This is a genomic window from Mycobacterium sp. IDUB_37 (genome assembly GCF_055419245.1).
Genome location: NZ_JBVAXG010000013.1, coordinates 113,505 through 129,904 on the forward strand (window position 1 = coordinate 113,505; position 16,400 = coordinate 129,904).

Sequence of the window (16,400 nt, forward strand, 5' to 3'; positions counted from 1 at the left end):
GGTCAGGCCTCCGCCAACCGCCGCAGCGCAGCCCGAACCTGCTCGGCATTGGTGGTCTGCCAGAACGGCGGCAGCGACGCGCGCAGGTAGTCGCCGTAGCGGGCGGTGACCATCCGCGAGTCCAGCACCGCAACCACGCCGCGGTCGGTGACGCGGCGCAGTAGCCGGCCCGATCCCTGCGCCAGCAGCAGGGCAGCGTGGCTGGCCGCGACAGCCATGAAACCGTTGCCGCCGCGGGCCGCCACCGCACGCTGACGTGCGCTCAGCAGCGGGTCATCCGGACGCGGGAACGGGATGCGGTCGATCAGTACCAGCGACAGCGACGGTCCCGGGACGTCGACCCCCTGCCACAACGAGAGAGTGCCGAACAGCGAAGTGGCGGGATCATCGCTGAACTGCTCGACCAGGGCCGAAGTGCTGTCGTCGCCCTGGCATAACACCGGGGTGGACAGTCGCTCGCGCATGGCCTCGGCGGCGGCCCGGGCGGCGCGCATCGACGAGAACAATCCCAGCGTGCGTCCGCCGGCCGCGGTGACAAGTTCGGCGATCTCGGTCAACTGCTCGGCGGAGCCGGCCCCGTCCCGGCCGGGTGGCGGCAAATGCTTAGCCACATAGAGGATTCCGGACTTGGCGTGCTGGAACGGCGATCCGACATCAAGCCCGCGCCAGCCCTGCTTGTCGGCGTCATACTGCTTTTCGGGGTCGTTCAGCTGCAGTCCCCAGGTCGTCGCCATCGCGTCGAAACCGCCGCCGACCGTCAGCGTCGCCGACGTCAGCACCGTCGTCGAACGGGTGAAGACGTGGGTGGCCAGCAGTCCGGCCACCGACAGCGGCGCGACCCGCAGCACCGCGCGCGGTGAGCCGCGGTTCTCCTCGTGATCCAGCCAGACGATATCGGTGCGATCGGGGATCGCCGGCCCGAACGAATCAAGCACTCGCGCAGCCGTATCGGAGATCTCGATCAATGCCGATGCCGCCTCGGCGCGAGCCGCCGCCGCCCGCGTGTCGTTCGTGCCTTCGATTGCCGAACGCGCGGCACCGGCCGCGTCGCGTAGGGCGGTCAGGTACGTCGCCAACTCGTCGTCGAGGTAGTCGATACGGCCGGGTTGGGCGTCATGGATCGCCGAGGAGAACGTGGCCGCGGCCGCTTCCAGGCGATCGACCAATTCTTGGCTCACCAATCGGGCTATCCGTCGTGCGGCGACGCCCAGGGCCGCCGACGTCAACTCCGCGGTGGCCACCGAGGTCACCCGGTCCGCGAGTTCGTGGGCCTCGTCGACGATCAGCAAGTTGTGTTCGGGCAGCACGGCGGAGTCGGAAACGGCGTCGATCGCCAGCAGGGCGTGGTTGGTGACGACGACATCTGCGCCGCCGGCACGTCCTCGGGCCCGTTCCGAGAAACACTCGGATCCAAATGAGCAGCGGGCTACGCCGATGCATTCCCGCGCCGAAACGCTGACCTGCGACCAGGATCGATCTGGCACGCCGGGTTTGAGGTCGTCGCGATCACCGGAATCGGTGGTCGATGCCCATTCGGTGAGACGCTGGACATCGCGGCCGAGCGCGCTGACCGCCATCGGGTTGAACAGTTCTTCCTGTGGCCGGTCGTCGGCGTCGTCCGCGCCGGAACCATTGTGAATCTTGTTCAGGCACAGATAGTTTCGGCGTCCTTTGAGAAGCGCGAACTTCGGCTCGCGAGGCAAGGCGTCGGCAAGCGAATCGGCCAGCCGCGGCAGGTCCCGGTCGACGAGCTGGCGTTGCAGGGCGATGGTCGCCGTCGACACCACGACCGGTGTCTCATCGTTGAGCGCGCGAACCAGCGAAGGAACCAGGTAGGCCAACGACTTTCCGGTTCCGGTGCCGGCCTGCACCACCAGGTGCTCGCCGGTCTCGAAGGCCTGGGTGACCGCGATGGCCATCTCCAGTTGCCCGCTGCGTTCGCTGCCACCGAGCGCGGCGACGGCGATGGCCAGCAGTGCGGGGACAGAGTCGGACATGGGTCAGGCCGAAATGATCTGCGTCGGGATCGCGGGGTCGCCGGGTGACAGTTTCAGGCCTTCCCACGGGAGGCTATGCAGCCCGGACGACACCAGCTCCCGCGCTGCCGCCAGGTCGCCGGCGGAGATGACCTCACCCGCGCGCATCAGCGGCGTCGTCAACACCCGGTGTGACTCGGTGACCGCAGGTGGGCGGCCCACCGGGTGCACGATCTCCTCGATGATGGTGCCGCTCGGCCGTGACAGTCGCAGTGCCGCCTTGCGGCCGCCATGAGATTGCTTGTTGCTGCTGCGCTTTTGGACCGGGATTCCGTCCACCTCGACGAGCTTGTAGACCATGCTCGCGGTTGGCGCGCCGGAACCGGTGACCAGTGAAGTACCCACGCCGTAGCTGTCCACCGGTGCCGCCAACAGGCCCGCGATGGAGAATTCGTCGAGGTCGCCGGAAAGCACGATGCGCGCTTGAGGCGCGCCGAGGTCGTCGAGCTGTCTGCGTACCTGATGGGCCAGCACCGCGAGATCGCCGGAGTCGATGCGGACCGCGCCGAGTTGCGGACCCGCGGCGGCCACGGCGTTGGCCACTCCCATCGTCACGTCGTAGGTGTCTACCAGCAACGTGGTGCCGGGGCCGAGTGCAGCTACTTGCGCGCGGAATGCGGCGAGCTCGGCCGACCGCGGCGTGCTGTCCTTCGTCGTGTGCACCATGGTGAATGCGTGCGCGGCAGTGCCTTCGGTCGGCACTCCATACAGCCGTTGGGCTTCCAGATTCGAGGAACCGTTGAAGCCGGCGATGTAGGCAGCGCGGGCCGCCGCGACGGCGGCGCGCTCGTGGGTGCGCCGCGAGCCCATCTCAATCAGGGGGCGACCGGCGGCCGCGCTGACCATGCGCGCCGCCGCCGATGCGATTGCCGCGTCGTGGTTGAAGATCGACAGCACCAGGGTTTCTAGAAGCACGCATTCGGCGAAGGTGCCGTGCAACGACAACACGGGTGAGTTGGGGAAGTACAGCTCGCCTTCGGCGTAACCGTCGATGTCGCCGGCAAACCGGAAATCCCGCAGATAGTCGACTGTGTCCACATCCAGAAACTGTCCCAGCAATTCGCAGCCGGCCTCGTCAAACCGGAACTGCGGCAGCAGTTCCAGCAGCCGTCCGGTGCCGGCGACCACTCCGTACCGGCGGCCGGGCGGGAGTCGTCGGGCAAACACTTCCCAGGTGGTCCGCCGATGGGCGGTACCGTCGCGCAACGCTGCGGCCAACATGGTCAGCTCATACTTGTCGGTCAGCAGTCCCGCCCAGACCGATTCGTTCACGTCGCAACGGTATCGGCTCGCGGCAATGGCTTACTGGCTCGGTATCGTTAGCGCCATGGTTGTCGCCATAGCCCCGGCCAAGCCGGGCTCCACCGGGCAGCGTGAATCTGCTCCGGTCGAAGCCACGACGAGTCCGTGGGTCACCATCGTCTGGGACGACCCCGTCAATCTGATGACGTATGTGACCTATGTGTTCCAGAAGCTGTTCGGTTACAGCGAACCGCACGCCACGAAGCTGATGCTGCAGGTGCACAACGAAGGCAAGGCAGTAGTGTCAGCGGGTAGCAGAGAGTCCATGGAAGTCGACGTGTCCAAACTGCATGCCGCCGGGTTATGGGCGACCATGCAGCAGGACCGGTGAGATTCGAGGGTATCGAAGATTCATAGTGCGCAAATGGAAGCGCGTCGAGACCCGTAGCGGCCCCCGCTTTCGGTCCTCACTGGCCCCGCATGAGTCCGCTCTACTCAAAAATCTGGTCGGCGCAATGATCGGCCTGCTCGACGAGCGGCAATCCTCCTCGCCGTCCGACGAGCTCGAGGAAATCACCGGAATCAAGACCGGGCACTCGCAGCGCCCGGCGGACCCGACGCTCGGGCGGCTACTGCCGGACTTCTATCGCAGCGATGGCAAGGATGCCGCGGACGCTTTGACGCTCGATGCCTCCGAGGCGCTCAACTCGGCGCTGCGCAGCCTGCACGAACCGGAGATCATCAACGCCAAACGTGTTGCCGCGCAGCACTTATTGGACACCGTGCCGGACAACGGCGGCAGGTTCGAGCTGACGGAGGACAGCGCCAACGCGTGGATCTCGGCCGTCAACGACCTGCGGCTGACGCTGGGCGTGATGCTCGAGATCGGCCCGCAGGGGCCGGAACGGTTGCCGGCTGACCATCCGCTGGCCGCACATTTCGACGTGTACCAATGGCTGACGGTGCTGCAGGAGTATCTCGTTCTGGTGTTGATGGCTCAGAAATGAACGCGATCACCGACGTCGGCGGAATCCGCGTCGGCCACTATCACCGCCTCGACCCGGATGTGTCGCTCGGCGGTGGGTGGGCCAGCGGCGTCACGGTGGTGCTGCCGCCGCCGGGCACAGTGGGTGCGGTCGACTGCCGGGGTGGCGCCCCGGGAACCCGGGAGACCGACCTACTGGACCCGGTCAACAGCGTGCGCTTCGTGGACGCCGTGCTGCTGGCCGGCGGCAGTGCCTTTGGCTTGGCCGCCGCCGACGGCATCATGCGCTGGCTTGAAGAACGGCAACGGGGTGTCCGGATGGGTACCAGCGCGGAATCCGGAGTGGTTCCGATCGTGCCGGGCGCGGTGATCTTCGACTTGCCGGTGGGCGCCTGGGGCTGTCGGCCCACCGCCGAGTTCGGCTATGCGGCGTGCGAAGCGGCCAGCGACAAGGTGGCCGTTGGGACGGTGGGCGCCGGTGTGGGAGCGCGCGCCGGTGTGTTGAAAGGGGGAGTGGGCACGTCTTCGGTCACACTCCCGTCCGGCGTGACCGTCGGGGCGCTCGTCGTGGTTAACGCCGCCGGTGAGGCTGTCGACCCGGCCACGGGTCTGCCCTGGATGGCGGACCTGATCGGGGAGTTCGCGTTGAGGGCACCGCCGTCCGAACAGATCGAGGCGCTGGCGCAACTGCCGTCGCCGCTGAGTTCACTGAATACGACGATCGCCGTGGTGGCGACGGACGCCGTGCTGAGCCCGGCGGGCTGCCGGCGCCTCGCGATCGCCGCGCAGGACGGTCTGGCCAGAACTCTTCGGCCTTCGCACACTCCGCTGGACGGCGACACCGTGTTCGCCCTTGCGACCGGTGCGGTCGAGGTGCCGCCGGCGACGGGAACGCCTGCCGCGCTGTCGCCGGAGACCGGGCTGTTGACCGCGGTGGGCGCGGCTGCTGCCGACTGCCTCGCGCGTGCAGTTCTCGGTGGGGTGATCGCCGCCGAATCCGTGGCCGGCATATCGGCATACCGCGACATCGTGCCCGGGGCATTCGCGTCGTGACCGGTAGCGCGGACGTGTTGGTCATTCGGGCCGACCTCGTCGACGCGATGGTCGCGCATGCCCGCCGCGACCACCCTGATGAAGCCTGTGGCGTCCTGGCCGGCCCGGCGGGCTCCGACCGCCCCGAGCGACACATCCCGATGGCCAACGCCGAGCGTTCGCCGACCTTCTACCGCTTCGATTCGACCGAGCAACTCAAGGTGTGGCGCGCGCTCGACGACGCGGACGAGGTGCCCGTCGTGATCTACCACTCGCACACCTCAACCGAGGCGTATCCGAGTCGCACGGACGTGAATCTGGCGGGCGAACCGGACGCGCACTACGTGCTGGTGTCCACCCGGGACCCCGATCGACACGAGCTGCGCAGCTACCGCATCCGTGACGGGGTTGTCACCGAGGAATGCGTCGATATCGTCGATACGTACTGAACAGTCAGAAGTCGAAGAGAGGCTTGTATGACCGTCACCGTGTCCATCCCGACCATCCTGCGACCCCATACTGGCGGCGAGAAGCGTGTGCCTGCGGACGGTGACACGGTGGGCGAGGTGATCGACTACCTGGAAGCCAACTACTCGGGGATCTCCGATCGGCTCATCGATAACGGCAGGCTGCACCGGTTCGTGAACATCTACGTCAACGACGAGGACGTGCGGTTCTCCGGGGGTCTGGAGGCGGCGGTCTCCGACGGCGACTCCATCACCATCCTCCCCGCGGTCGCGGGCGGGTAAGCCGGCGCGTATGACGCGATACGACTCGCTCTTGCAGTCCCTGGGCAACACGCCACTGATAGGTCTGCAACAGCTGTCGCCGCGCTGGGCTGACGGTTCCGAGGGGCCGCACGTGCGGATGTGGGCCAAGCTGGAAGATCGCAATCCCACCGGGTCGATCAAGGACCGACCTGCGCTGCGGATGATCGAGCTGAGCGGGACGGGTTGCTGTCCGCGGGGACGACGATCCTGGAACCCACCAGGGGCAACACGGGCATTTCGCCGGCGATGGCGGCCCGGCTCAAGGGCTACCGGCTGATCTGCGTGATGCCGGAAAACACCTCAGTGGAGCGCCGTCAGTTGCTGGCGCTCTACGGCGCCGAGGTCATTTTTTTGCCGGCCGAGGGAGGCTCCAACACCGCGGTCGCCACCGCGAAGGAACTCGCCGCGGCAAACCCGTCCTGGGTGATGCTGTACCAGTACGGCAATTCCGCGAACACCGACTCGCACTACCGCGGCACCGGGCCCGAGTTGCTCGCCGACCTGCCTGAGATCACTCACTTCGTCGCCGGTCTGGGCACCACCGGCACCCTGATGGGCACCGGCCGGTTTCTGCGCGAACATGTTCGCGACGTCAAGATCGTGGCGGCCGAACCGCGCTACGGCGAGGGCGTTTACGCGTTGCGCAATATCGACGAGGGATTCGTGCCGGAACTGTATGACCCCGCAGTACTCACCACGCGGTATTCGGTCGGCGCGACGGACGCGGTGCGCCGGACACGTGAGTTGATCGATGCCGAGGGCATCTTCGCCGGTATCTCGAGCGGTGCAGTGCTGCACGCTGCGCTGCGCATCGGTGCCGCGGCGCTCAAGCACGGTGAGCGGGCCGATATTGCTTTCGTTGTTGCCGACGCGGGTTGGAAGTATCTGTCCACCGGCGCGTACGCCGGTAGCCTGGATGATGCTGAGAACGGTCTAGAAGGGCAGCTGTGGGCATGAATAGGTCGGGTGGAAAGTCGCAGTTGCCGGCGACACAAGAGAAGAAGCCGGGGTGGGCGGTCGGCGCGACAACCGTCATCACCTTCGTCGCGCTGCTGTATGTCATCGAACTGATCGACCAATTGAGCGGGGACCGGCTGGACCGGAACGGCATCCGGCCGCTGACCACGGACGGCCTATGGGGAATTGTCTTCGCCCCTTTGCTGCACGCCAATTGGCAGCACCTGATCGCCAATACCGTTCCGATGTTGTTGCTGGGCTTTTTGATGACATTGTCCGGTCTGTCCCGGTTCGTCTGGGCCACCGCGATCGTGTGGATTCTCGGTGGCTTCGGGACCTGGCTGATCGGCAACGTCGGAAGTAGCTGCGGCCCGACGGACCACATCGGTGCTTCCGGGCTGATCTTCGGCTGGTTGGCTTTCCTGCTGGTGTTCGGCATCTTCGTGCGCCGGATGTGGGACATCATCATCGGGTTGGTGGTGCTGTTCGTCTACGGCGGTGTGCTGTTCGGTGCTCTGCCGCGGCTTGGTTTGTGTGGTGGCGTGTCCTGGCAGGGCCACTTGTGTGGCGCGATCGCCGGGGTGGTGGCCGCGTATCTTTTGTCGGCCCCGGAGCGCAAAGCCCGTGAGCGCAAGAAGGCCTTGCGCGCGCCACATCTGAAGTCATGAGTTCGCCACTTTCGCCCGTCGGAATCTTCGACTCCGGCGTCGGTGGTCTGACGGTCGCGCGGGCCATCATCGACCAGTTGCCCGACGAGGACATCATCTACGTCGGCGACACCGGCAACGGCCCATACGGTCCGCTGGCCATATCGGAGATCCGCGCGCACGCGCTGTCGATCGGCGACGATCTGGTCAGCCGGGGCGTCAAGGTGTTGGTGATCGCGTGCAACTCGGCGTCCGCCGCCTGCCTGCGAGATGCGCGCGAACGTTACGACGTGCCCGTCGTCGAGGTGATCCTCCCGGCGGTGCGTCGCGCCGTCGCCACCACCCGCAACGGCCGTATCGGCGTGATCGGCACCCGAGCGACCATCACGTCACACGCCTACCAGGACGCGTTCGCCGCCGCCCGGGACACCGAGATCACCGCGGTGGCGTGCCCGCGCTTCGTCGACTTCGTCGAACGCGGCGTCACCAGCGGTCGGCAGGTGCTCGGGTTGGCCGAGGCATATCTGGAGCCGCTGCAGCACGCCGAGGTCGACACCCTGGTGCTCGGTTGCACGCACTATCCGCTGTTGTCCGGATTGATCCAACTGGTGATGGGCGACAACGTCACGTTGGTCTCCAGCGCCGAGGAGACCGCGAAACAAGTGCTGCGGGTGCTCACCGAGTTGGACTTGCTGCATCCGCATCCGGACGAACCGAGCGCAGCCCGCCCGTCGCGCATTTTTGAAGCCACCGGAGACCCCGACTCGTTCACCAAATTGGCCACCCGATTCCTCGGTCCCGCCGTGACGGGCGTTGAACCGGTTCGTCGTACCCACGTTTAGTTGATATGGCGGTAAATCTGTCTACGCAATGCGGCGATGTTTTCCCCATCGCGGTATCGGGCATGGCACAGTGGTGTCCGTGCGAATAACCGTGCTCGGATGCTCCGGCAGCGTCGTGGGTCCGGGTTCGCCCGCGTCGGGATATCTACTGCGAGCTCCGGACACCCCGCCGCTCGTTATCGACTTCGGCGGGGGCGTTCTCGGTGCCTTGCAGAAGCATGCTGATCCAGGATCGGTGCAGGTGCTGTTGTCGCATTTGCACGCCGACCATTGCCTGGATTTGCCGGGACTGTTCGTCTGGCGCCGATATCACCCGACGGCCCGCCCGACCGGTAAGGCTTTGCTGTACGGCCCGAGCGACACCTGGTCTCGGCTGGGTGCGGCGTCTTCACCGTACGGCGGCGAGATCGACGATTGCTCGGACATCTTCGATGTGCGCCACTGGGTCGACCGCGAGGCGGTGACGATCGGGGCGCTCACCGTGCAGCCTCGATTGGTTGCTCACCCGACGGAATCGTTTGGCATGCGCTTCACCGATCCCGACGGTACGTCGTTCGTATACAGCGGCGACACCGGCGTGTGCGATCAGCTCGTCGAACTGGCGCAGGGCGCGGATGTGTTCCTCTGCGAAGCGTCATGGACGCATTCGCCTAAGCACCCGCCCGCACTGCATCTGTCCGGCACGGAAGCCGGCCGAGCCGCCGCGCAGGCAGGTGTCGGCGAGTTGCTGCTGACGCACATCCCACCGTGGACTTCGCGCGAAGACGTGATCAGCGAGGCCAAGGCCGAGTTCGACGGACCCGTCCACGCTGTGGTGCCCGACGAGACCATCGAGATTCGCCGAGCCAAGTAGGCCGCGCGGCGTTCACTCTGCGTTGAAGGCGAGGGCCACTCGAGCTTTGTCGCCCTCAGCGCAGAGTCAACTGAAGTGTCGGACTCCACCCCGCTAGTGTTGGCATCGTGTCAAAACGAGAAGACGGTCGCCTCGACGACGAGCTTCGCCCAGTGGTCATCACCCGCGGTTTCACCCAGAACCCAGCCGGTTCGGTACTGATCGAATTCGGCGGTACCAAGGTGCTGTGCACCGCGAGCGTCAACGAAGGAGTTCCGCGCTGGCGCAAGGGGTCCGGCCTGGGATGGCTCACCGCGGAGTACGCGATGCTGCCGTCGGCTACGCATAGCCGCTCCGACCGCGAATCGGTGAAGGGTCGGCCGAGTGGGCGCACCCAGGAGATCAGCCGACTGGTCGGACGGTCTCTGCGCGCGTGCATCGATTTGGCCGCGCTGGGGGAGAACACCATCGCCGTCGACTGCGACGTGCTGCAAGCCGACGGTGGTACTCGCACCGCGGCCATCACCGGTGCCTACGTGGCGCTCGCCGATGCGGTGACCTACCTCGCGGCTCACGGCAAATTGAAGGACCCCAGGCCGCTGTCGTGCGCGATCGCGGCGATCAGCGTTGGTGTGGTCGACGGGCGGATCCGCGCGGATCTGCCCTACGAAGAGGACTCACGCGCCGAGGTCGACATGAACGTCGTCGCCACCGACACCGGGACACTGGTCGAGGTGCAAGGCACGGGGGAGGGCGCGACCTTCCCGCGTTCGACGCTGGACAAGCTGCTCGACATGGCGCTGGGCGCGTGCGACAAGCTGTTTGCCGCCCAGCGGGAAGCGCTTGAGCTCCCGTACCCGGGGGTACTGCCCGAGGGGTCGACGCAGACGAAGGCTTTTGGTAGCTGAATCCGCGCGAGTAGCCTCACCATGCCTAGCCGGCTTTCTCTGCTGGGGGTTGCTCAGCGATCGATGGGAAATCTGACTCGATCCGTTGGTGTGCCGTCAGCACGATGTCGTCGTAAACGGACCGCTTATCGGCCAGGCCGAGCCCGACGAAGTCGTTGGCAATCTGCTCGGCCAAGTTTCGCAGCTTGACGTTGTTCGCCTGTGATCGCCATTTGAGCAGAGCGAAGGCGGCTGACTCATCGATCCCGTAGACCAGCATCAACATGCCCTTGGTCTGCTCGATTAATGACCGGTTCTCGGTGAATCTGGCGACCGCCGCGGTCACCTCGTCTCGAACAGCGCCGTCACCGTTGCTGGGCTGGTCAACGGCGGACATTTTTCTCGTACTTTCCCGGACATTTAGGCATCGCATACCCCTTGTGTGGAATACCTCTGCAATGTGTGCTCGGCAACCCGCCTGAGGGGATACGGAGCAGTAGTTCTTCCTACCACCTGACCCAGCACCTAGGTCAAGAACGGTTGACGGGTGATGTGCTGTGATGGACGCGGTCAATGGGGCCGACGAGTGCGGGTGGGAGTGATCGGTGACTCAGCTTTTGGTGGCCAGCCGCAACGGCAAGAAGCTGGCCGAACTACAGCGAGTGCTGGACGGCGCCGGACTGTCCGGAGTGACGCTGGTGTCGCTGAACGATGTGGCTCCCTTCGATGAAGCGCCCGAGACCGGAGCGACCTTCGAGGACAATGCACTGGCCAAGGCGCGCGACGCTTTCGACGCAACCGGTTTTCCCACGGTGGCCGATGACTCCGGTCTCGAGGTTGCCGCGCTCAACGGAATGCCCGGCGTGCTGTCCGCGCGATGGTCCGGAAATCACGGCGAGGACGCTGCCAACACAGCCCTGTTGTTGGCGCAGCTGCGCGATGTGCCCGACGAGCGCCGCGCCGCCGCGTTCGTGTCGGCGTGCGCACTGTTCTCTCAGGACGGCCAGGTTGTGGTGCGCGGCGAGTGGCCGGGCGCCATCGCACGCGAACCGCGGGGCGACAGCGGGTTCGGCTACGACCCGGTCTTCATCCCCGACGGCGAAGACCGGACCGCGGCACAGCTGAGTCCAGCCGAGAAGGATGCGGTGTCGCACCGCGGGAGAGCGTTGGCGTTGTTGCTGCCGGCGCTGCGGGCGCTGTCGGCCTGACTCAGACGGCGAAGCGCGCTTTGACGTCCTTGGTCTGGCGGTGCTCGACCAGGATCCCCAGCAGCGGGACCGTGCCCGCGAGCAGAACCCCGATCGTTTTGCCGATCGGCCACCGGACTTTGATGGCCAGGTTGAACGCGGCCAGCAGATAGACGAAGTACACCCACCCGTGCACGACTTCGATCCACTTGATCTCGTGCTGGAAGACAAAGTGTGAAACTAGTTCGCCGCACAACGCGATGAGCCAGATACCCGTGGCCCACGCCATGACTCGGTAGGCAATCAGCGCTTTGCGGATTTTCTCCGCGGGAAAGACGGACGTGCCGCGCTCTGCCTCGGGAGTCTGGGGTGTGCTCATGCGGTGGTCCTGTTCTGCTTTTCGGCGTCGTTCTTGTCCGCCTCGGCTAGGGCGGCCAGATAAGCGTTGTACTCGGCCAACGCGGGATCGTCGCGCTGCTGGGTAGCCGGTTTCGGTCGTTCCGGCAGCAGTCCGGCAGGTATCTCAGTCTCGGTGTGGCTGTGCCGCGGTTCTGGCGGCGCTTCTTCATACCGCACGAAGCTCCGGTACGCGTAAACGCAGAATCCGGCAAACATCGGCCACTGCAGGGCGTACCCGAGGTTCTGGTAGCTGCCCGACACCGACTGGAAACGGGTCCACTGCCACCAGGCCAACGCCAAGCAGCCGCAGGCCGCGACGATCACCAGAGCGATCGCGGCGGGCCGCCGGCGCTTCACCCGGACCTCGCTGGACACCCCATGACGGTACCGCGTGGCGTTCACGACTTCGGCCCGACGAACTCGTCGAGTCGGGCCACGGCAGCTTTGCGATAGACGGCAATGCAGTGCTGGCTCGGCCGCGTCCATGGAATCCCCAGCCGGTCGAGAGCACCGCTGAAGAGCCCGAGGATGTCCTCGGATCTATTGGAGAAGTGGTAGCGCACGGATCGCACTCCGCGATCGTTTGCGACCACGCGGCAGCCGTCACTGTCGATCAGACCGCGATGAACTCCTCCGTCGCCTTTTGCACGAGCGCCTGCTGCCACGGCTCCAGCCGGATCGGACGCAGGTGCTTCCTGCCGGAGCCGTGTTGAGGGAACATGCACGGCCAATGTTTTGAGTAGAGCGAGACGACGACGCATCCCTTAGGTTGGGGATGAATTGCTGCGTGCTGGCCTGGCATCAAGGTGTCGATGGCCAGGCGACAGCGGTCGATGATTCCCGGATACTGCCGGTCGAGAGTGATCCGTAAGCGCCACACTCTCCCCATCCGTGAGATGCAGCCATCACCCAGGTAGAGGCCGAGTAGGTAGCAGTACGGGCCCGCTAAGAGCGCGGAAGGGTCGTGACTGAGGCCGCAAACCGGGCCGTCTGCTGGCATTCTGGCCCGGACCTGAGGCCGTCGTCGCCAGTCCTGAACAGTCGGCCGAGGCAGGCCGAGTTTTCTGGCGATAGCGGAGTCGCTCATGCCGGCTGCGATGAGCCGATTCGCTGCGTCAAACTCCTCCGCTGATCGCACGTACCTACCCCTCTCGCCCGGATGACTCCAAGCTAAAAGGGGCCGCCGACAAGTTTCGTGGCTGACAGAGCGGTACGATCGGCAGCGCTGCGGGCGTGGTGAAATTGGCATACACGATGGCTTTAGGTGCCATTGCTCGGAAGAGCGTGGGGGTTCGAGTCCCCCCGCCCGCACCATCCAAACCTTCAGATGTGCACCGACCGGCCGATAAGTTGCCAGCGGTTTCGGCAAGCTGGATATCAACCAAAACCCCACCTAAAGGCCATGTTTGGTGTTGAATCCGATCCCCCAAGCCTGCCGCACAGCCCATTCTCAGCGAACAAGTGTTTATCGAAACTGTGTACTGGGAAGCCACTAGAGACCGTGCTTCAGCCGACTCGCGGTAAATCCCAACAGACCACGAGGAACAGCCATGGGCTCTACCCTTCGCAGCCTCGCCCGATGGAGCAAGGCGCCCGCGAAAGGCGTTCAGACTGCTACGACCCCCTGGGTCAACGTCCCGCGGGGGCTTGCTGCTCGGGCCACCACTCCGCTGCTGCCCGACGACTATCTCAAACTACTCAACCCGCTGTGGTCCGCGCGAGAGTTGCGCGGCCTCATCGTTGACGTCAAACCCGAGACCTCGGATTCCGCGACGGTGACGATCAAACCGGGGTGGGGATTTTCTGGGAAATACCAGCCCGGTCAGTACGTGGGCATCGGATTGCGTGTGGAAGGCCGCTGGCATTGGCGCTCGTATTCGCTGACGTCGGTTCCGCAGCGAGACGACAAAAACATCACGATCACCGTCAAGGCCACTCCCGAAGGCTTCCTGTCGACGCACTTGGTAAACGGCGTCGAGCCAGGCACCATCGTTCGATTAGCCACCCCCAAAGGCGATTTCGCGCTGCCTGATCCGCCGCCGAAGAAGATCCTTTTCATGACTGCCGGCAGCGGCATCACGCCGGTCATGGCCATGCTGCGTATGTTCAAGGCTCGCGAAGCAGAAGCCGACATCGTGCACATTCACTCCGCACCCAGTGAGGAGGACGTGATCTTCCATGACGAACTACGCGAGCTCGAGAAAACCCAGCCCAACTATCGACTTCATTTGCAGCTCACCAAAACTCAGGGCCATCTGGATTTCGAGAGGCTCGCCGACATCGTCGACGACTGGAATGAGCGGCCGGCCTGGGTCTGTGGGCCGACTGCCTTGCTCGACAGTGCAGAAGAGCTTTGGAAGGACAACGACTGCAGCGATCAGCTGCACCTGGAACGCTTCACCATCGCCGCCACGGACAAGGGCGGTGAGGGTGGCACGGTTCACTTTTCGGTGTCCGACAAGTCAGTCGAAATAGACGGTGCCACTTCACTTCTGGAGGCCGGCGAAGAGGTCGGCATCCAGATGCCGTTCGGCTGCCGGATGGGAATCTGCCAGACCTGTGTGCTGCCACTGGAATCGGGGCATGTCCGCGACTTCCGGTCTGGAGCCGAACACGGCGAAGGCGACCGAATCAATACCTGCATCTCCACCGCATCCGGCGACTGCACCATCAAGATCTGAGGAGAACCAATGGCTATCACCGATGTAAAGCAATACGCACATCTCAGTGCAGAAGACGTCGAAGCGCTGGGCCGTGAGCTCGACGCGATCCGCGCGGACATCGAGGAGTCCCGCGGCGAGCACGATTCCCGGTACATCCGCCGGGCGATCCAGCTGCAGCGCGCGCTCGCTGCCGGCGGCCGAATTACCTTGTTCGGCAGCCGAAACAAGTACGCCTGGCTGGCCGGAACCGGGATGCTCGGCATGGCCAAGATCATCGAGAACATGGAACTCGGGCACAACATCACCCACGGTCAGTGGGACTGGATGAACGACCCGGAAATCCACTCCACCGAATGGGAATGGGACACCACCTCGCCGAGTGTGCACTGGAAGAAGTCGCACAACTTCATCCACCACAAGTACACCAACATCGTCGGGATGGACGACGACGTCGGCTACGGCATCATGCGCGTCACCCGCGACGAGCCGTGGGCACCGTGGATGCTCGGCAACCCGATCTACAACATGCTGCTGGGCACACTCTTCGAATGGGGTGTTGCCGCACACGGATTGGAGCTTTCGGCAGTCCGCAGACACGACAAGAGCTGGGCTGAGGTACGCAAAGACCTCAAGATCATCGGTAAAAAGGTCGGCAAGCAGGTCGGCAAGGACTACATCGTCTTTCCGGCCCTCACCGGCCGAAGCTGGAAGCGCACCCTGCAGGCCAATGCGGTCGCCAACCTCATCCGCAACTACTGGTCCTACATGGTGATTTTCTGCGGCCATTTCCCCGACGGGGCTGAGAAGTTCACCAAAGAGGAATACGAAAACGAGTCGCAGGGCGAGTGGTACCTACGCGAGATGCTGGGATCGGCGAACTTCAACGCCGGGCCGGTATTGGCGTTCATCAGTGGGAACCTCTGCTACCAAATCGAGCACCACCTGTTTCCGGACCTGCCGAGCAATCGCTACCGGGAGATCTCGGTCCGGGTGCGCGAGCTCTGCGAGAAGTACGACCTGCCCTACACCACCGGATCGCTCGCGCGGCAATACTGGCAGTCGTTCTGGACGATCTTCAAGCTCGCCCTGCCCGACAAGCTGCTCAAAGGGACGCCCGACAACGCTCCGGAGACCAATTCCGAGTTGAAGTTTCGGGTCCGGGGCGGGCTTAAGGACAGCTTTGTCGATCCCGACACGGGGCGCCGCCGTGGATTGCGCACTGCCCTGCGCGAGTTGCGGGCCGCCTGAGGCACCATAGTTGAGGTATAGGTCTCCTAAGACCTTCAGATTGGAGTCGACGTGTCCGTTGCGCGACGCGAGCGTGCCGCCCTCGTAGAGACCCTCCTCGGTGCGGGACCCGAGGCACCTACTCTCTGCGAAGGGTGGACCACTCGCGACCTCGCCGCCCATCTGGTGATCAGGGAGTACCGCATCGACGCCGGTCCGGGCATTCTCATTCCAGCCTTCGCCGACCACACCGAAAAGCTGCAGAGCAAGGTCGCGCAGAAGAACGAATGGGAGGAGTTGGTAGGCAAGGTCGCGTCCGGTCCGCCCGCCTACTCGCTGTTCAAGCTGCTCGACCCGGTGGTCAACGTGGCCGAGATGTTCATCCACCACGAGGACGTGCGCCGCGCCAAGCCGGGCTGGGAGCCGAGGGAACTCGAACCCAAACTGGTTGAAGGACTTCGCAAGACCGTGTCCCTACTCGGCCGGTTGACGCTGGCCAGCCTCCCCGCGCGGGTCGCACTGCGCACCGCTGACGGCAAGACTTTGCTCTTCGCCGGCAGTGGGCCGGCCGTCACGGTCACCGGTAGGCCCGAAGAATTGCTGCTGTTCGCTGTCAATCGGGAGGCCAGGGTGGATTACCAGGGCGACGAGTCGGCGATCCGGCAGGTGCGTGAGGCGCCGAAGAGCTTGTAGC

Annotated in this window: 20 protein-coding genes, 1 tRNA gene and 1 pseudogene; 15 read left to right on the plus strand and 7 right to left on the minus strand. The window is 64.9% G+C overall.

The features are described from left to right. Positions 1–2: 2 nt before the first annotated feature. Both ACZY1I_RS29500 and ACZY1I_RS29505 read right to left on the minus strand, forming a co-directional pair. Positions 3–1,997 carry an ATP-dependent DNA helicase gene (locus tag ACZY1I_RS29500; protein ID WP_463760958.1) on the minus strand — a complete coding sequence of 665 codons (1,995 nt, stop codon included), beginning with the start codon at positions 1,995–1,997 and terminating at the stop codon, positions 3–5. A gap of 3 nt (positions 1,998–2,000) precedes the next feature. Beyond that, entirely contained in the window at positions 2,001–3,308 is a 1,308-nt protein-coding gene (locus ACZY1I_RS29505) for a nicotinate phosphoribosyltransferase (protein ID WP_463760959.1), read from the minus strand. A 55-nt stretch (positions 3,309–3,363) separates the two neighbouring features. Between ACZY1I_RS29505 and clpS the strand changes: the two genes are divergently transcribed. From clpS to rph, 10 genes and pseudogenes are all read left to right on the plus strand, one after another. Beyond that, positions 3,364–3,669 carry an ATP-dependent Clp protease adapter ClpS gene (gene clpS / locus ACZY1I_RS29510; protein WP_065144354.1) on the plus strand — a complete coding sequence of 102 codons (306 nt, stop codon included), beginning with the start codon at positions 3,364–3,366 and terminating at the stop codon, positions 3,667–3,669. Positions 3,670–3,694: 25 nt separating this feature from the next. Next, entirely contained in the window at positions 3,695–4,285 is a 591-nt protein-coding gene (gene aosR / locus ACZY1I_RS29515) for an oxidative stress transcriptional regulator AosR (protein WP_463760960.1), read from the plus strand. Continuing rightward, positions 4,282–5,316 (plus strand): P1 family peptidase, encoded by a 1,035-nt coding sequence (locus ACZY1I_RS29520; protein WP_463760961.1) that lies wholly within the window; start codon positions 4,282–4,284, stop codon positions 5,314–5,316. Before aosR ends, ACZY1I_RS29520 begins: the two co-directional genes overlap by 4 nt. Next, on the plus strand, positions 5,313–5,744 hold the full coding sequence (locus ACZY1I_RS29525; protein WP_463760962.1) for a M67 family metallopeptidase: 432 nt from the start codon (positions 5,313–5,315) through the stop codon (positions 5,742–5,744). Before ACZY1I_RS29520 ends, ACZY1I_RS29525 begins: the two co-directional genes overlap by 4 nt. A 27-nt stretch (positions 5,745–5,771) precedes the next feature. Continuing rightward, positions 5,772–6,044, plus strand: coding sequence for a MoaD/ThiS family protein (locus ACZY1I_RS29530; protein ID WP_463760963.1), 273 nt, complete (start codon positions 5,772–5,774; stop codon positions 6,042–6,044). A 10-nt stretch (positions 6,045–6,054) separates the two neighbouring features. After that, positions 6,055–7,022 (plus strand): annotated as a pseudogene (locus ACZY1I_RS29535) (pyridoxal-phosphate dependent enzyme). Beyond that, positions 7,019–7,690 carry a rhomboid family intramembrane serine protease gene (locus tag ACZY1I_RS29540; protein WP_463760964.1) on the plus strand — a complete coding sequence of 224 codons (672 nt, stop codon included), beginning with the start codon at positions 7,019–7,021 and terminating at the stop codon, positions 7,688–7,690. The pseudogene ACZY1I_RS29535 and the gene ACZY1I_RS29540 overlap by 4 nt, the downstream one beginning before the upstream one ends. Then, the gene (gene murI, locus ACZY1I_RS29545; RefSeq protein ID WP_463760965.1) at positions 7,687–8,511 is read left to right on the plus strand and encodes a glutamate racemase; all 825 of its coding nucleotides are present in this window, start codon (positions 7,687–7,689) and stop codon (positions 8,509–8,511) included. Before ACZY1I_RS29540 ends, murI begins: the two co-directional genes overlap by 4 nt. A 73-nt stretch (positions 8,512–8,584) precedes the next feature. Further along, positions 8,585–9,364 carry a cyclic nucleotide-degrading phosphodiesterase gene (locus ACZY1I_RS29550; RefSeq protein WP_463760966.1) on the plus strand — a complete coding sequence of 260 codons (780 nt, stop codon included), beginning with the start codon at positions 8,585–8,587 and terminating at the stop codon, positions 9,362–9,364. Between the two features lie 107 nt (positions 9,365–9,471). Continuing rightward, positions 9,472–10,251 carry a ribonuclease PH gene (rph, locus tag ACZY1I_RS29555; RefSeq protein ID WP_463760967.1) on the plus strand — a complete coding sequence of 260 codons (780 nt, stop codon included), beginning with the start codon at positions 9,472–9,474 and terminating at the stop codon, positions 10,249–10,251. A 25-nt stretch (positions 10,252–10,276) separates the two neighbouring features. On the opposite strand, the gene ACZY1I_RS29560 is transcribed toward rph, so the two are convergent. Further along, entirely contained in the window at positions 10,277–10,627 is a 351-nt protein-coding gene (locus ACZY1I_RS29560; protein WP_463760968.1) for an ANTAR domain-containing protein, read from the minus strand. A 208-nt stretch (positions 10,628–10,835) separates the two neighbouring features. Here ACZY1I_RS29560 and rdgB point away from each other — a divergent pair, with 208 nt between their 5' ends. Then, positions 10,836–11,438, plus strand: coding sequence for an RdgB/HAM1 family non-canonical purine NTP pyrophosphatase (rdgB, locus tag ACZY1I_RS29565; RefSeq protein WP_463760969.1), 603 nt, complete (start codon positions 10,836–10,838; stop codon positions 11,436–11,438). Position 11,439: 1 nt separating this feature from the next. On the opposite strand, the gene ACZY1I_RS29570 is transcribed toward rdgB, so the two are convergent. From ACZY1I_RS29570 to ACZY1I_RS29585, 4 genes are read right to left on the minus strand one after another with little or no spacing between them, the layout of a single operon-like run. Further along, complete coding sequence (locus tag ACZY1I_RS29570; RefSeq protein ID WP_463760970.1) at positions 11,440–11,796, minus strand: DUF3817 domain-containing protein; 357 nt, start codon at positions 11,794–11,796, stop codon at positions 11,440–11,442. Beyond that, positions 11,793–12,173: a hypothetical protein gene (locus ACZY1I_RS29575; protein WP_463761013.1), complete on the minus strand. Its 381-nt coding sequence runs from the start codon at positions 12,171–12,173 to the stop codon at positions 11,793–11,795. The genes ACZY1I_RS29570 and ACZY1I_RS29575 overlap by 4 nt, the downstream gene beginning before the upstream one ends. Positions 12,174–12,214: 41 nt before the next feature. Continuing rightward, the gene (locus ACZY1I_RS29580) at positions 12,215–12,388 is read right to left on the minus strand and encodes a hypothetical protein (RefSeq protein ID WP_463760971.1); all 174 of its coding nucleotides are present in this window, start codon (positions 12,386–12,388) and stop codon (positions 12,215–12,217) included. A 41-nt stretch (positions 12,389–12,429) separates the two neighbouring features. Further along, positions 12,430–13,065: a helix-turn-helix domain-containing protein gene (locus tag ACZY1I_RS29585; RefSeq protein ID WP_463760972.1), complete on the minus strand. Its 636-nt coding sequence runs from the start codon at positions 13,063–13,065 to the stop codon at positions 12,430–12,432. Here ACZY1I_RS29585 and ACZY1I_RS29590 point away from each other — a divergent pair. From ACZY1I_RS29590 to ACZY1I_RS29605, 4 genes are all read left to right on the plus strand, one after another. Further along, positions 13,044–13,130: transfer RNA gene (locus ACZY1I_RS29590), tRNA-Leu, on the plus strand. The genes ACZY1I_RS29585 and ACZY1I_RS29590 overlap by 22 nt on opposite strands. 236 nt (positions 13,131–13,366) lie before the next feature. Beyond that, a complete protein-coding gene (locus ACZY1I_RS29595) occupies positions 13,367–14,497 on the plus strand; it encodes a ferredoxin reductase (protein WP_463760973.1) in 1,131 nt (376 codons plus the stop codon). A gap of 9 nt (positions 14,498–14,506) precedes the next feature. Then, the gene (locus ACZY1I_RS29600) at positions 14,507–15,727 is read left to right on the plus strand and encodes a fatty acid desaturase family protein (protein ID WP_463760974.1); all 1,221 of its coding nucleotides are present in this window, start codon (positions 14,507–14,509) and stop codon (positions 15,725–15,727) included. 51 nt (positions 15,728–15,778) lie between these two features. After that, complete coding sequence (locus ACZY1I_RS29605) at positions 15,779–16,399, plus strand: TIGR03085 family metal-binding protein (RefSeq protein ID WP_463760975.1); 621 nt, start codon at positions 15,779–15,781, stop codon at positions 16,397–16,399. Position 16,400: the final 1 nt, after the last annotated feature.

What these genes read in the sequence shown, in the direction of transcription:
- ACZY1I_RS29540 (WP_463760964.1), top strand. Translation starts at nt 7,019, where the DNA reads ATGAATAGGTCGGGTGGAAAGTCGCAGTTGCCGGCGACACAAGAGAAG.
- ACZY1I_RS29570 (WP_463760970.1), bottom strand. Translation starts at nt 11,796, where the DNA reads ATGAGCACACCCCAGACTCCCGAGGCAGAGCGCGGCACGTCCGTCTTT.
- ACZY1I_RS29520 (WP_463760961.1), top strand. Translation starts at nt 4,282, where the DNA reads ATGAACGCGATCACCGACGTCGGCGGAATCCGCGTCGGCCACTATCAC.
- ACZY1I_RS29500 (WP_463760958.1), bottom strand. Translation starts at nt 1,997, where the DNA reads ATGTCCGACTCTGTCCCCGCACTGCTGGCCATCGCCGTCGCCGCGCTC.
- ACZY1I_RS29560 (WP_463760968.1), bottom strand. Translation starts at nt 10,627, where the DNA reads ATGTCCGCCGTTGACCAGCCCAGCAACGGTGACGGCGCTGTTCGAGAC.
- murI (WP_463760965.1), top strand. Translation starts at nt 7,687, where the DNA reads ATGAGTTCGCCACTTTCGCCCGTCGGAATCTTCGACTCCGGCGTCGGT.
- clpS (WP_065144354.1), top strand. Translation starts at nt 3,364, where the DNA reads ATGGTTGTCGCCATAGCCCCGGCCAAGCCGGGCTCCACCGGGCAGCGT.
- ACZY1I_RS29585 (WP_463760972.1), bottom strand. Translation starts at nt 13,065, where the DNA reads ATGCCAATTTCACCACGCCCGCAGCGCTGCCGATCGTACCGCTCTGTC.
- ACZY1I_RS29600 (WP_463760974.1), top strand. Translation starts at nt 14,507, where the DNA reads ATGGCTATCACCGATGTAAAGCAATACGCACATCTCAGTGCAGAAGAC.
- ACZY1I_RS29595 (WP_463760973.1), top strand. Translation starts at nt 13,367, where the DNA reads ATGGGCTCTACCCTTCGCAGCCTCGCCCGATGGAGCAAGGCGCCCGCG.
- ACZY1I_RS29530 (WP_463760963.1), top strand. Translation starts at nt 5,772, where the DNA reads ATGACCGTCACCGTGTCCATCCCGACCATCCTGCGACCCCATACTGGC.